Here is a 14176-nt window from a genome sequence, read left to right as displayed (position 1 = left end):
GTTGTCCCCTTAGTAAGCGATGCGGATGTCGGCGAAACCCAACTCACGTTCGGCCTCGGGCGCTTCATCGAACAACAGGCGATGAATCCGCCGCGCCGACGCCTGGAACTCCACGCCACCGAGGCTGTGCAGGTCGTATTGATGGCTGTGGATTTCCGCGCGCACGCGCCCCGGGTGCGGCGACAGCAACAGGATGCGATTGCCCACCACCAGCGCTTCTTCGATGGAGTGGGTGACGAACAGCAGGGTGAAGCGCACCTCTTCCCAGAGCAGCAGCAATTCTTCCTGCATCTTGCGCCGGGTCAGGGCGTCGAGGGCGGCGAAGGGTTCGTCCATCAGCAGGATCTTCGGCTGCATGGCCAGGGCGCGGGCGATGGCCACGCGGGCTTTCATACCGCCGGACAGCGTGTGCGGGTAAGCGTCGGCAAAGGCGCTGAGGCCGACTTTGTCGAGGTAGTGCAGCGCCCGTTCTTCGGCTTCGCACCGCGGTAAGGTCTTCGACGCCAGCAGCGGAAACATCACGTTCTGCTTGACGGTTTTCCACGGCGGCAGCTGGTCGAATTCCTGGAACACCACGATGCGGTCCGGGCCCGGCTGTTCGACCTTTTGCCCCAGCAGGCGGATCTCGCCTTCGCAGGGCTTGATAAACCCGGCAATTGACTTTAGCAGCGTGGATTTGCCGCAACCCGAGGGGCCGAGCAACACGTAGCGATCCGCCGGGTCGATTTCGAAACTGACCTGGTGAGTGGCGCGCACCACGCGCTCGGGGGTGCGGTATTCCAGGCTGACGTTGTCCACTGCCAGCAATGGCAAGGGGGTGTGCAGGTTGCTGGCCGTGTGGCCTTGCAAGGGCGCGTTCATCTCAACTTCCTTGCAGGGGCTTGGCGTCCTGGAAGAAGTAGTCCTTCCACGATTCAGGCTTGTTTTTGATGGCGCCGACGCGGTAGAGGAATTCCGCCAGCGGGTAGGTGTTTTTCGGCGTGACGCTGAATTCGAATTGTGGGTTGTCGATGATTTTCAGCAACTCAGCGCGGTCGATCTTGGCCTTGGTGACGCGAATGTAAGTGTCGGCCGCCGCGCCTTTATCGTTCTGGGCGAATTGCGCGGCTTCGGTCAGCGCCTCGACAAATGCCTTGTAGGTTTTCGGGTTGTCGTTACGGAATTTCTCGGTGGCGAACAGCACCGTTGGCGAGTTCGGCCCCAGCAGGTCGTAGGTGTTCAGCACCACATGCACGTTCGGGTTGGCCAGGGCCTGGTCCTGGAACGGCGGGTTGGAAAAGTGCCCGGTCAGTTCGGTGCCGCCGGCGATCAGGGCAGCGGTGGCATCCGGGTGCGGGACGGCGACGGTGTACTTGTCGAGGCGATTGAATTCCTTGTCGCCCCATTGCTTGGCGGCGGCGTATTGCAGGAAGCGCGACTGTACCGACACGCCCACCGCCGGCACGGCGATACGGTCCTTGTCGGTGAAGTCGGCAATGGTCTTGACCTTGGGATTGTTACTGACCAGGTAGTAGGGGAAGTTGCCCAGGGAGGCCACGGCCTTGACGTTCTGCTTGCCACGGGTGCGGTCCCAGATGGTCAACAGCGGGCCGACGCCGGCACCGGCGATATCGATCGAGCCGGAGAGCAGTGCGTCGTTGACCGCTGCGCCGCCGGACAGCTGGGTCCAATCGACCTTGATGTCGAGACCTTCCTGCTTGCCGTATTTTTCGATCAGGTTCTGGTCGCGCACCACGTTAAGCAGCAGGTAGACGATACCGAACTGTTCGGCGATGCGGATCTCGCCTTCGGCCTGCGCAGCCGTCGGCGCCAGCAGGCTGCCGGCCAACAGGCTGATACCGAGGCCGACGGTCGCGGCCAGCCGCGCAAATGGGGTTTTCCTGGACATGGTCATGCTCCGAATCAGAAAGGCGCGTCGCCCTGGATGGTGGTGCGAAACAGCTTGCGGCGCAGATGGCTCGGGCAACCGGCGGCCAGGTGGATCAGCGAGCGGTTGTCCCAGAACACCAGGTCGTGGGGCTGCCATTGGTGGCGGTAGATGTTGTGCGGCAGCACGCTGTGGGCGTAGAGCTGGGCCAGCAGGTCGCGACTTTCGTCTTCCGGCAGGCCGACGATGCGGGTGGTGAACCCTTCGCTGACGAACAGCGCCTTGCGGCCGTTTTCCGGGTGGGTGCGCACGATGGGGTGAACCACTTCCGCGACTTGGGCAAGCTGCTCGGGCGTCAACGTCGGGCGCCAGTTGCCTTCGAATTTGGTTTCGCTGTAGCGCGCGGTATAAGAGTGCGCGGCACTGCGGCCTTCCACGGCTTTGCGCAGGTGCTCGGGCAGTTGGTCCCAGGCTTTGTGCATGTCGGCAAACAGGGTATCGCCGCCTTCGGACGGCAGCTCCTGGGCGTGGAGCATCGAGCCCAAGCTCGGCAGCTCTTTATAGGACAGGTCCGAGTGCCAGAATTTGCCTGCGTCACCCAGGCCGATGGATTGGCCGTTTTCGATGATGTTGGAGACGATCAGGATCTCCGGGTGGTTGGCCAGCAGGAACTGCTTGAGCACGTGGATCTGCAGGACGCCAAAGCGGCGGCTGAAAGCGATCTGTTGTTCGGGGGTGATGCGTTGGTCGCGGAACACCACGACGTGGTGATCCAGGTGCGCGCGATGAATGCGGGCGAAATCCTGGTCGTTGACTGGCCGGGACAAATCCAGGCCGACAATCTCGGCACCGACGCTGCCGGGCAGTGGTCGAATCTCGAACGTTTGAGTGGCAAGGGTCGCTGTTGGAACAGTAGAGGTGGCGGACATGAGTTCACTCCCGGTCAGACAGGAGAGTGACTTTATAGGCATAAGAACGGTAATTTAAATACCGTTAGGGAATATATATATGCGGTAATGTCGCAATACGTCAGCGGCGTGTCAGACCTGGCAAAACCCGCGCGTGGGCCGCCGGAGTCGCACGTTGAAACGCTTACAAGCCGAAACCGTGCCCGTTTGACAAGCCTATGGGCAGCCTCTAGTGTGCATTGGATCCAATTAGCCACCCTATTTTAATAAGGAGGATAGCGTAACCGTGACGCAGAAGCCGAACCCGTTGAACAGCATCAAGATCACCGGCCCTATTCCTGCCCATCTTGCTCGCTCCGTGATTGAAGAAACCTTGCGCAATGCCATCCTTGATGGCCGCTTGCCCTGCGGTACCGCCATGCGTCAGCAGGAGCTGGCCAGCCTGTTCGGGGTCAGCCGCATGCCGGTGCGTGAAGCCTTGCGCCAGTTGGAGGCGCAGTCACTGCTGCATGTGGTCACCCACAAGGGCGCCGTGGTTGCACCGTTGATCGAAGACAATTCGGCTGAGACCTATGAGCTGCGAATGTTGCTGGAGTCTGAAGCCCTGCGTTTGTCGATTCCCTTGCTGACCGAAGCCGATATCACCGAGGCAGACACGCTCATCTGTGCCCTGGAACAGGAAAAAGACTACACCGAGATTGGTCGTCTCAATCGCCTGTTCCACATGACCCTGTATGGCAAGGCCCCCAACCAGCGGCTGCTCAAGCTGGTGGAGCACGGGCTGAATGAGGAGGAGCGCTTCCTGCGTTTCAACCTCGAGGCGATGGGACTCGGCGAGACCTCCCAGGAAGACCACCGTGAACTGCTGAACCTGGTGACACAAAAGAAGGTCGAGGAAAGCATCCTGACGCTGCGTAATCACTTGATGCGCGGGATGGACGTGATCACAACCTATCTCGATAATCTCGACGCCGCCGCAAAGAAGACGCTTTAACAAGGCGTCAGGTCGCTCGGCTTGCCCGTCGAGCACTGCGGGGTGCCCTACCTGGCCAAGTAGCGCCCCGCGCAGAAGAAACTTCCCACTCTTATAAAGTAAGTTGCCGACAGCTTATATTATTTAGAAAAACATCTAATGCATTCATATACTGGCCAACTTGTTTAACCCGCTTATTATCTTTCATCACTAAACCAGCCACTTAATTCGACCGTGCAGTCCCACTTGCGTGAGCGCTCGTGCGCGCAAAGCCTGGTTTACATCTTTTTTATCTTCTGCGGCACACAAAAGCCCAACGTTGTTTTAGCGGCGACGCAATAATTTATAGGCATCAACTATGTACCCACCTTTACTGGAACAAAGAAAACGGCTGTTGTGCAGCCATCCGTTATTTCTGGAAATAACTTCGCTGGAAAAGTTACGACTGTTCATGGAAAACCATGTATTCGCTGTCTGGGACTTCATGACGCTCACCAAACGCCTGCAGCAGGACCTGACCTGCACTCGGCTACCCTGGCTGCCACCGGCCGACCCGCAAGCTGCACGCCTGATCAATGAGATTGTGCTGGGCGAAGAATCAGACTCACACCCCAGGCAAGGCCATTGCAGCCACTTCGAATGGTACCTGGAAGCCATGGTCGAAGTCGGCGCCAGCACCTCGGCGATACACCGTTTCATTGCACTGCTGCACCAGGAGGTGGAAGCAAGCACAGCCCTGCGCATGGCCGATGTTCCTGCTGGGGCCGCGCGCTTCGTCAGCGACACGCTGCACATTGCGCTGCAAGCCCCTACCCATTGCGTAGCAGCCGCATTCCTTCATGGGCGTGAGCGTGTCATCCCAAGTATGTTCGAACACCTCCTGCAGCCCGATACGCTCATCCATCGCCAGGCACCGGCCTTGTGTGGCTACTTCAGGCGCCACATCGAGTTGGACACTGAACATCACGGGCCAGCAGCTGAAGAACTGCTCGAACGCCTGGTGGGTGCAGACCCGGCTTATCCGCAACAGGCCCATGACGCAGCCCTTGCCGCCGTAGAAAGCCGTATCACGTTCTGGGACGAGGTGCGCGCCGCGCTGCACGAGGTGTACCCATGAATACCGCCGGCTACACCACCATCGCCGACGACTGGGAACGCCGCGCCACCATCCGAACCCGTCCTCGTCGCCTGTTGGAAGACGACGACAAGCTGATCTACCCACTGTGCCGTCAGCCCTTGGTACTCAACGCGACCTTCATGGAACATTGCTCGCAATGGCGCGACTTCGTGCTGGTGCAAAGCTTCTATAAGTTCATCCACGATGTGGTGATTTTCGAAACCGAAATCGTCGACAAGACCGCGCGCAGCATTGCCAAGAATCGCTTCTCGGTGCCCTTCCCGCTTGCCTGTCGCGTTGATGCGATGACGGTTGTGGTAGACGAGGACTACCACGCCTTGGTGGCCCTGGATTTCATGCAACAGACTGTCGCAATGACGGGCATACAACCGATTGACCTGCCCGGGCATATCGAACTGAGTCGCGCGCTGCCGGCGGCGCAGGCGCAAGCTCCGGAACACCTGAGCGATGCTGTGGAGCTGATTGGCGTAGCCATCGCCGAAAACACCGTGACCCACGATGTCGCAGCGTTTTCCAAGGACCTCAGTGTCAAGGCCTCCATACGAGGCTTGATGGACGACCACCTGTTTGACGAAGGTCGCCACGCGCAGTTCTGGACGCGGCTGGTGCGCATCTACTGGCAAGCCGCGAGCCCGGAGGACCGTGACAGCATCGCTCACGTACTGCCGACATTCCTGGCACATTACCTGACCAACGACCTGCAGAAAAACTTCGACCTGCACCTGATCGAACACCTGGACATCAACGAGCGCCTGCGCGGTGTGCTGCGCGATGAAATATCAGCGCTGGCGTTCCCCATCACCCGCCAGCACCCGTTGATGGGCAACATCATGGGCTTCCTGCAACACAGCGGCTTGCTGCAAACGCCGAGTGTGGGGCAAGTGCTGAACGACTACCTGTCGGTGTCGCCATGAGGTGCCTGACCATCGGCTGGTGCGGCACAAGCAAGGCACTGGGCGAAATCAGGCCAATGCTGGAACAGTACGGCCATGTTTCAGGGCATGAGGCCACCGACCTGTGGATTGAAGACGGCAGCCTGCCGTTGCCGGATGACGTGGGCGAAACCACCTGTATAAGTCTGCGCCTGGGGATAGGCCCGTTGAGCGACGGTGGGTTGCCTGCGCTGCAAGTGCGCGCCTATGGCCATGGCCGACGCTTGTTCGCCTTGCTGGACATCGCCGAGGAGCCCAGTGGCAACGGCCAGCGATTGCGTCGGCAGGCAACAACCGCGCTGGTGGATTGGATCGCGCTGCTGGTCAGTGGCTTCTCACGTGACCCCGAGTCTCTGTCTACACGCGCGATTGCCACTGACTGGCCCGAGCACGGCCTGCACGAGCTTGAGCCGTTGGCATTTATGCATCGATTCAATCGTACGGCAAACCCTGCCCTGATCCAGGAAGCCCAGGTACCGGTGATCGAACGGGTGCAGGCCAGCCTTCACCTGTTCGCCGACCGGCAGGCGCTGAACATTGCGGGGCACACCGTGACCTACCGCCAACTGCACCTGCAGGCCATGGCGATTCAGCTGCGATTGCGCCCGCTGCTGGAGGCGCTTGAGGCGCCACCGGTGATCGCTGTATGCCTGGAAAAATCCGTGGAATTGTATGCCAGCATTCTTGCCATACTGGGCAGTGGCGCGGTGTACCTGCCACTGGGACCTGATCAACCCACACAACGCCATCGGGTCATGCTCGAAAACGCCGGGGCCCGCGTATTGCTGGATGCCGGCCAACATCCATTACGGGAGCGTTTCATTTCACTGGATGTCAGCACAGTCGAGCCGCACAACGCCAGCTCCCCATCCTCGCTGATGCACGATCGCCCCTGCTCGGATATGCCGTGCATGGTGCTCTATACATCGGGCAGTACGGGCCAGCCCAAGGGTGTGCTGCTCAGCCAAGGTAACCTGGCGCATTTCACCGCTTGGTTCGGGTCCTGCATGACACTGGATGAACGGAGCCGCGTCCTGCAGTTTTCGCCCCTGGGTTTCGACTCGTCATTGATCGAAATCTTCCCCGCCCTGATTGCTGGCGCCGAGTTGATCGTCCCCAGTGAGGAACAGCGACGCGACCCTGGGCAACTGGTGGAACTGCTCCGCCGACAGCGCGTCACTCATGCCTTCCTGCCGCCTGCACTGCTCAACATCCTGCCGCTGGTTCCCCCTCTGGGCCTGACGCACCTGCTCACCGGTGGCGATGCCTGCGAACCCCATGTAATCGAGCGGCTGGCAGGACAGTGTCAGTTGCACAACCTCTATGGCCCCACCGAAACCACAGTATTGATTACGCACCGGACGTTCGCCCCCGACGACAATAATCGCAATGTCGGCCACCCCATCGCCAATAGCCAGGTGCTGATCCTTGATGACGATCTGCAACCGGTGGATGAGCGGGTGATGGGCGAGCTATACATCGTCGGGCCCGGAGTAAGCCTGGGATATGTGAATGCGCCGCCGCAGGCTGACAGCCCGTTCGTCGAACTGCTGGTGCCGGGCGGCCAAACGCTTCGGGCCTACCGCAGCGGTGACTTGGCGCAGTGGACCGCCGAAGGGATTGTGCTGGGTGGGCGTCGCGACGATCAGGTAAAGATCCGCGGCTTTCGGGTCGACCCTCGGGAGATTGAACAATGCCTGCGCAGCAGCAGGCTGTATCGCGAGCTGGCCGTGGTGATCGACCATGGAAGCAGGATCTGCGCCTTTGTCGCCCAGCCCGAACCCAACGCTTCGCTGGTGGCCTTGCAGCAGCATGCGCGCCAGTGGCTACCGGACTACATGCAACCTGGTTTCTGGGTGGAACTGCCAGCCATGCCGCACAGCGACAACGGCAAAGTTGACCGCAAGGGGCTGCTGTTGCGACCCTTCCTTCCCATTTTGCAGGCCACTCCCCGCGCCGCACATACGCCGCTTCAAGCGCGATTGAGCGACCTTTGGGGTGAGCTGCTGGGCTTGCCCACCAGCCAGTTGCCCATCGATGAAAGCTTCTTTGCACTGGGCGGCCATTCGATTTTGCTGTCGACGCTGTTGTTGCGCGTTCGCGAGCAATTTGGCCGTAGTTTCGCGTTGAGCCATTTCATTGAAGTACCGACTATTCGTACGCTCGCAACGCTGATGGAGGATGGTGAACTGCCAGACGCATCCTCTGCCCAAGCGGCCATGGACGCTCAACGGGAGTGGGAAATCAATCCGTTGCGAGGGGACCGCGCAGGCAATCCGCACAAGGTGATCGTGACGGGGGCGAACAGCTTCGTCGGCGTCCATATTGTCGAGGCGTTGTTGAACGCCGGTGCCACCGAGGTGGCCTGCCTGGTGCGTGACTTGCCGGGGAGTCCTGCGATGGCTCGTTTTACCCAGGCGTTGCGTGACTACCAACTGGAACATCTGGACTTGAGCCGGGTGCGAGTATTCGCCGCCGATGTCAGCCTGCCACGATTGGGTTTGGCCGGTGACGCGTATGACGCACTCGCCACAGACTTTGGCGCCCTGGTGCACAACGCAGCACGGGTCAACCACGTGCTGGACTACGCCTCACTGACCAGGGACAACGTCGACCCCATATTCGAATGCCTGCGCCTGTGCGAAACCCGCTGCAAGAAAGTCTTCAACTTTGTCTCGACGTTGTCGGCCGCCAGCAGCATCGGCACGACGGGGCATGTGCTCGAAGCTCCGGCGGCAGCCACCCTGCCGCTGTACATCCGAAATGGCTACAACCTGTCCAAGTGGGTCGCCGAGCGGGTCCTGGGACGTGCAGTGGAGCAAGGAGCCTGGGTGAACGTCCATCGTCCTGGAAATATCAGCTTCAACAGCCATAACGGTATCTGCCAGCCACAAAAGAATCGCCTGATGTTGATGCTCAAGGGGTCGCTGCAGTTGGGCTTGCTGCCGAGGTTGGACCTGAATTTCGACCTGATGCCCGTGGACTTTCTGGCTCGCTTCATTGCGTTCCACTGCAATCGCTTTCAAGCCGATAGAAGCGTATTCAACCTGCATAACCCACAACCACTGAGCTGGGAGCACTACCTGGATGCATTCAACCGGGCGGGCCACCGGTTCGAGCGGGTAAGTACTGCGCATTGGCAGCAGGCGCTGCGAACGGTAAGCCAGGACAATGCGATGTTTGGTGTCCTCGGGTTTTACCTTGATCGACTGGATGAAGACATCGGTGACACCTCGATGATCCTCCATCACAACGCGCAACGCGGCGTTCAGCAGATGGGTGAGCAATACCCCGAAAAAGACCCGGCACTGCTGAGTAAAGGCTGCAACTACCTCAAGGCCATCGGCTTTCTTTGAACCGCTTCAGGACAACTTCATGAAACCGCTGCAACCCGATACGTTAATTCATAACCCGAACGGCCAGCCGATAGTGTCCTCTGTGGTGATCGACTGCCATGCCAATCGTCTATGGAACATGGTGGGGCAGTTTGCAGGCTTCGATGCGTTCATCCCTTCCTTGACGCATATCGAAATGATCGGCACCGGAGTGGGCGCTTTACGCACGAAATTTTTCCGCGATGGCAACCGCGTCGTAGAACAACTCAATAGCCGGGATGAGCAAGCGATGCACATGACCTGGACCACGATCTACAACACCCTGGGCGTGGCCAGGTTGTGGGCCGCAATCAAAGTGGAAGCGCTTGGAGCACACTGCTCCAAGGTAACCTGGACCATCATTGCCGACCCCCTGGAGACGGCACAGGAAGGATTTGAACAGTTTGTACAAGGCTTCGCAGACAGCGCGCTGGACAATGTTCGCCGTTTGCTGGGTAAGCAGTAGGAGCGAAACGGCTCGCTCCTACCCGTACACTCAGCGGCTCAGATCTTGAAGCTATCGACCAGTTGCTTCAACCGATTGGCCTGTTGCGACAACGCATCGCAGTCTTTCAGGGTCTCGTTGAGGTTGGTCACGCCCTGCTGGTTCAGCAGGTTGATCTGGTTGATATCGACGTTGAGGGTTTCCACCACGGCAGTTTGTTCCTCGGTGGCCGCAGCGACGGACTGGTTCATGCCGTCGATCTCGACAATTCGCTGCGTTACGCTGACCAGGCGCTCACCGGCCTGGTTGGCCACCTGGACACTTTCCTCACTGGAGGTCTGGCTGGCATTCATGGTGGTCACTGCTTCACGCGACCCCACTTGCAGCGAAGTGATCATTTTATGAATCTCCTCAGCCGACTCCTGGGTACGGTGAGCCAGGTTACGCACCTCGTCGGCGACCACGGCAAACCCACGTCCAGCTTCCCCGGCACGTGCTGCTTCAATCGCAGCGTTCAGTGCCAGCAAGTTGGTTTGCTGGGAGATGCCTTTGATCACATCAAGGATGTGGCCGATATTGTCGGTGCTGGCGTTCAGGGTTTCGATCTGAGTGCAGGACAGGCTGATTTTCTGCGACAGCTCCGACATTGCCAGGATGGTTTGCTCGACCACTTTACGCCCATCATCGGCCTGCTCGCTGGCACCGCTGGCGTGCTGTGAAGCATCGGCGGCGTTACGCGCAATTTCCTGGGTGGCAGCCCCCAGTTCGTTGATTGCAGCGGCCACACTGTTGGTGCGCGCGCTTTGCTCATCAGAGCCGATGATCGAGGCGTTGGATGATGCCATCACACGCTGAGACAGGTCATGCACCTGACGTGTTGCAGAAGACACTTCGGAAATCGAGGCGTGGATACGCTCCACGAACCGGTTGAACGCGCTACCCACCTCACCGAACTCGTCTTTACTGGTGACCGTCAAGCGGCGGGTCAGGTCGCCCTCACCTTGGGCAATGTCCTGCATGGCAATGCCCATGGTGGTCAGGGGCCGCAGTAACACTTGAATCAACAGACTCAAGAGCACGGCAATCGCGACTACGGCGATCAGCATGGCGATCAATGCAGACGTACGGAATTTGCCCAGCGGTGCGTAGGCTTTGTCTTTATCAATCGACAGGCCGATATACCAATCTGCACCGGGCAAGCCACTGATAGGTGTGAACGACAGGATGCGATCCTGGCCCTTGAGAACTACGTCCTGATTAACTTTCTCAATACGGACGTTAGTGCCTGGGTAGATGTCCTTGAGGTTTTTCATCACCTGGTCTTCGTCAGGACTTACGATGACTTGGCCGTCGCCGCTGACCAGGAACGCATGGCCGATGCCGCCGAAGTCCACCGAATTGATGATTTTTACCAGGGTTTGCAGGCTCAGGTCTCCGCCGACCACGCCGAGCAACTCGCCGTTCTTTTTCACCGGCATAGCAATAGTTACGATCTGCCCACCTACGGCGGCCATATAGGGCGGCGTGAGCATGGGTTTATCGGCAGCCACGGCTTGCTTGTACCAAGGACGCTGACGAGGGTCGTAGCCGTCAGGCATTTTTGCGTCCGGGCGCTGGGTGAACACACCGTTGGTTTGGCCAACGTAGGTGAACTGGAAGTTCGAGGTGAACGCCGGTTGATCGACCAACCCTGGGAGATCAGCAGCACTACCCTGATGGGCAACGTTTTGCGTCAGACTTTCGAGCACCAGTATTCGACCGCTAAGCCAGTTCTGCACACTACTCGCGGTGAGCTCACCGGACTGCTGGATAGACGACTCCAGATTCTGTTTGATGGTGCTGCGCTGCAGGTAATCGTTGTAAAGCGTGAATAACGCGAAGGCCAGAACCACAACGCCTGACGCGGCCAACAGAATTTTATGACTGAATTTGAGATTCATTTCATCGACTTCTTTTTGCCAAATGGGGGTGAGCGTGCCGAGAGGAACATTCCATGTAACGGTATAGGCGGCGTCTCGAGCCGCTCTATTTCGGTGCACGCATGGCTCATCAGGCTTTCGGCCAAGCGGGAGGAAAGCTTAGAAAATTGTGGGATGAATTGCCCTTTTACGTTGGAAACCGACCAAAGGTTGTCGTACAAGATTTAAAAGTAAAAAATTCTTTCCTACTACCTGTGTCGTGCTCTTAAAGCAGATCAGTGCCATGAACATGATTTGGGAGTTGGGTAGGCGTAGTTGCTGTTCGCTTACAGAGTTCATAAACCCTCTAAACGACAAAACCCCTGTCTGCATAAGCAGACAGGGGTTCTGGAATTTAATCTTGACGATGACCTACTCTCACATGGGGAAACCCCACACTACCATCGGCGATGCATCGTTTCACTGCTGAGTTCGGGATGGGATCAGGTGGTTCCAATGCTCTATGGTCGTCAAGAAATTCTGTGTACCGGAGCGTTGCTTTAGCAACGTGCCGATGAAATTCATGGACTTCTACATAAACGAAACCCCTGTCTGCGTTAGCAAACAGGGGTTTCGGAATTTAATCTTGACGATGACCTACTCTCACATGGGGAAACCCCACACTACCATCGGCGATGCATCGTTTCACTGCTGAGTTCGGGATGGGATCAGGTGGTTCCAATGCTCTATGGTCGTCAAGAAATTCGGGTACTGAGTCGTGGCCAGCGGGCCTCGCTTCAGCAAATTGGGTATGTGACAGCTGTCGGTGTTTTGTGAAATCTCGAACTTTCGGTTCATTGCGTCTTCACACACCGCAATCTGGCCTTTCGACGCAAATTGCTTGGGTGTTATATGGTCAAGCCTCACGGGCAATTAGTATTGGTTAGCTCAACGCCTCACAGCGCTTACACACCCAACCTATCAACGTCGTAGTCTTCGACGGCCCTTCAGGGGACTCAAGGTCCCAGTGAGATCTCATCTTGAGGCTAGTTTCCCGCTTAGATGCTTTCAGCGGTTATCTATTCCGAACATAGCTACCCGGCAATGCCACTGGCGTGACAACCGGAACACCAGAGGTTCGTCCACTCCGGTCCTCTCGTACTAGGAGCAGCCCCTCTCAAATCTCAAACGTCCACGGCAGATAGGGACCGAACTGTCTCACGACGTTCTAAACCCAGCTCGCGTACCACTTTAAATGGCGAACAGCCATACCCTTGGGACCGGCTTCAGCCCCAGGATGTGATGAGCCGACATCGAGGTGCCAAACACCGCCGTCGATATGAACTCTTGGGCGGTATCAGCCTGTTATCCCCGGAGTACCTTTTATCCGTTGAGCGATGGCCCTTCCATACAGAACCACCGGATCACTAAGACCTACTTTCGTACCTGCTCGACGTGTCTGTCTCGCAGTCAAGCGCGCTTTTGCCTTTATACTCTACGACCGATTTCCGACCGGTCTGAGCGCACCTTCGTACTCCTCCGTTACTCTTTAGGAGGAGACCGCCCCAGTCAAACTACCCACCATACACTGTCCTCGATCCGGATAACGGACCTGAGTTAGAACCTCAAAGTTGCCAGGGTGGTATTTCAAGGTTGGCTCCACGCAGACTGGCGTCCACGCTTCAAAGCCTCCCACCTATCCTACACAAGCAAATTCAAAGTCCAGTGCAAAGCTATAGTAAAGGTTCACGGGGTCTTTCCGTCTAGCCGCGGATACACTGCATCTTCACAGCGATTTCAATTTCACTGAGTCTCGGGTGGAGACAGCGCCGCCATCGTTACGCCATTCGTGCAGGTCGGAACTTACCCGACAAGGAATTTCGCTACCTTAGGACCGTTATAGTTACGGCCGCCGTTTACCGGGGCTTCGATCAAGAGCTTCGCGTTAGCTAACCCCATCAATTAACCTTCCGGCACCGGGCAGGCGTCACACCCTATACGTCCACTTTCGTGTTTGCAGAGTGCTGTGTTTTTAATAAACAGTCGCAGCGGCCTGGTATCTTCGACCGGCATGGGCTTACGGAGCAAGTCCTTCACCCTCACCGGCGCACCTTCTCCCGAAGTTACGGTGCCATTTTGCCTAGTTCCTTCACCCGAGTTCTCTCAAGCGCCTTGGTATTCTCTACCCAACCACCTGTGTCGGTTTGGGGTACGGTTCCTGGTTACCTGAAGCTTAGAAGCTTTTCTTGGAAGCATGGCATCAACCACTTCGTTAACTAAAAGTTAACTCGTCATCAGCTCTCGGCCTTAAGATCCCGGATTTACCTAAGATCTCAGCCTACCACCTTAAACTTGGACAACCAACGCCAAGCTGGCCTAGCCTTCTCCGTCCCTCCATCGCAATAACCAGAAGTACAGGAATATTAACCTGTTTTCCATCGACTACGCTTTTCAGCCTCGCCTTAGGGACCGACTAACCCTGCGTCGATTAACGTTGCGCAGGAAACCTTGGTCTTTCGGCGTGGGTGTTTTTCACACCCATTATCGTTACTCATGTCAGCATTCGCACTTCTGATACCTCCAGCAAGCTTCTCAACTCACCTTCACAGGCTTACAGAACGCTCCTCTACCGCATCACTTA

The 14176-nt window shown here is 57.7% G+C and carries 9 protein-coding genes and 3 rRNA genes (1 of these 12 only partly in view); 5 read left to right on the top strand and 7 right to left on the bottom strand.

Annotated elements, in window-relative coordinates; translation table 11 throughout:
* Positions 1-9: 9 nt before the first annotated feature.
* From J3D60_RS22005 to J3D60_RS21995, 3 genes are read right to left on the bottom strand one after another with little or no spacing between them, the layout of a single operon-like run.
* A complete protein-coding gene (locus J3D60_RS22005; RefSeq protein ID WP_253492738.1) occupies positions 10-861 on the bottom strand; it encodes an ABC transporter ATP-binding protein in 852 nt (283 codons plus the stop codon).
* A 1-nt stretch (position 862) separates the two neighbouring features.
* Positions 863-1888, bottom strand: coding sequence for an ABC transporter substrate-binding protein (locus tag J3D60_RS22000; protein ID WP_065940994.1), 1026 nt, complete (start codon positions 1886-1888; stop codon positions 863-865).
* Positions 1889-1902: 14 nt separating this feature from the next.
* A complete protein-coding gene (locus J3D60_RS21995; protein WP_065940993.1) occupies positions 1903-2796 on the bottom strand; it encodes a TauD/TfdA family dioxygenase in 894 nt (297 codons plus the stop codon).
* Between the two features lie 265 nt (positions 2797-3061).
* Here J3D60_RS21995 and J3D60_RS21990 point away from each other — a divergent pair, with 265 nt between their 5' ends.
* The 5 genes from J3D60_RS21990 (at position 3062) to J3D60_RS21970 (ending at position 9658) form a co-directional block, all read left to right on the top strand.
* Positions 3062-3769 carry a GntR family transcriptional regulator gene (locus tag J3D60_RS21990; protein WP_065940992.1) on the top strand — a complete coding sequence of 236 codons (708 nt, stop codon included), beginning with the start codon at positions 3062-3064 and terminating at the stop codon, positions 3767-3769.
* A 337-nt stretch (positions 3770-4106) separates the two neighbouring features.
* The gene (locus J3D60_RS21985) at positions 4107-4865 is read left to right on the top strand and encodes a DUF3050 domain-containing protein (protein WP_065940991.1); all 759 of its coding nucleotides are present in this window, start codon (positions 4107-4109) and stop codon (positions 4863-4865) included.
* Complete coding sequence (locus tag J3D60_RS21980; protein WP_253492737.1) at positions 4862-5800, top strand: diiron oxygenase; 939 nt, start codon at positions 4862-4864, stop codon at positions 5798-5800. Before J3D60_RS21985 ends, J3D60_RS21980 begins: the two co-directional genes overlap by 4 nt.
* Complete coding sequence (locus J3D60_RS21975; RefSeq protein ID WP_253492736.1) at positions 5797-9174, top strand: amino acid adenylation domain-containing protein; 3378 nt, start codon at positions 5797-5799, stop codon at positions 9172-9174. Before J3D60_RS21980 ends, J3D60_RS21975 begins: the two co-directional genes overlap by 4 nt.
* Before the next feature lie 19 nt (positions 9175-9193).
* On the top strand, positions 9194-9658 hold the full coding sequence (locus tag J3D60_RS21970; RefSeq protein ID WP_065940988.1) for an SRPBCC family protein: 465 nt from the start codon (positions 9194-9196) through the stop codon (positions 9656-9658).
* Positions 9659-9696: 38 nt separating this feature from the next.
* Here the strand turns inward: J3D60_RS21970 and J3D60_RS21965 are convergent, their stop codons facing one another.
* From J3D60_RS21965 to J3D60_RS21950, 4 genes are all read right to left on the bottom strand, one after another.
* Positions 9697-11577 (bottom strand): methyl-accepting chemotaxis protein, encoded by a 1881-nt coding sequence (locus J3D60_RS21965; protein WP_027608051.1) that lies wholly within the window; start codon positions 11575-11577, stop codon positions 9697-9699.
* A gap of 377 nt (positions 11578-11954) precedes the next feature.
* Positions 11955-12070 (bottom strand): 5S ribosomal RNA (gene rrf, locus J3D60_RS21960).
* A 109-nt stretch (positions 12071-12179) separates the two neighbouring features.
* A 5S ribosomal RNA gene (rrf, locus tag J3D60_RS21955) occupies positions 12180-12295 on the bottom strand.
* Positions 12296-12447: 152 nt separating this feature from the next.
* Positions 12448-14176: ribosomal RNA gene (locus J3D60_RS21950) — 23S ribosomal RNA — on the bottom strand; it runs 1163 nt beyond the window's last position.

The organism is Pseudomonas sp. S3E17, assembly GCF_024168685.1.
GTDB classification, from domain to species: Bacteria; Pseudomonadota; Gammaproteobacteria; order Pseudomonadales; family Pseudomonadaceae; genus Aquipseudomonas; species Aquipseudomonas marginalis.
The sequence above is the reverse complement of the archived record's forward strand: the minus strand, read 5'-3'. Positions and strand labels throughout refer to the sequence as shown.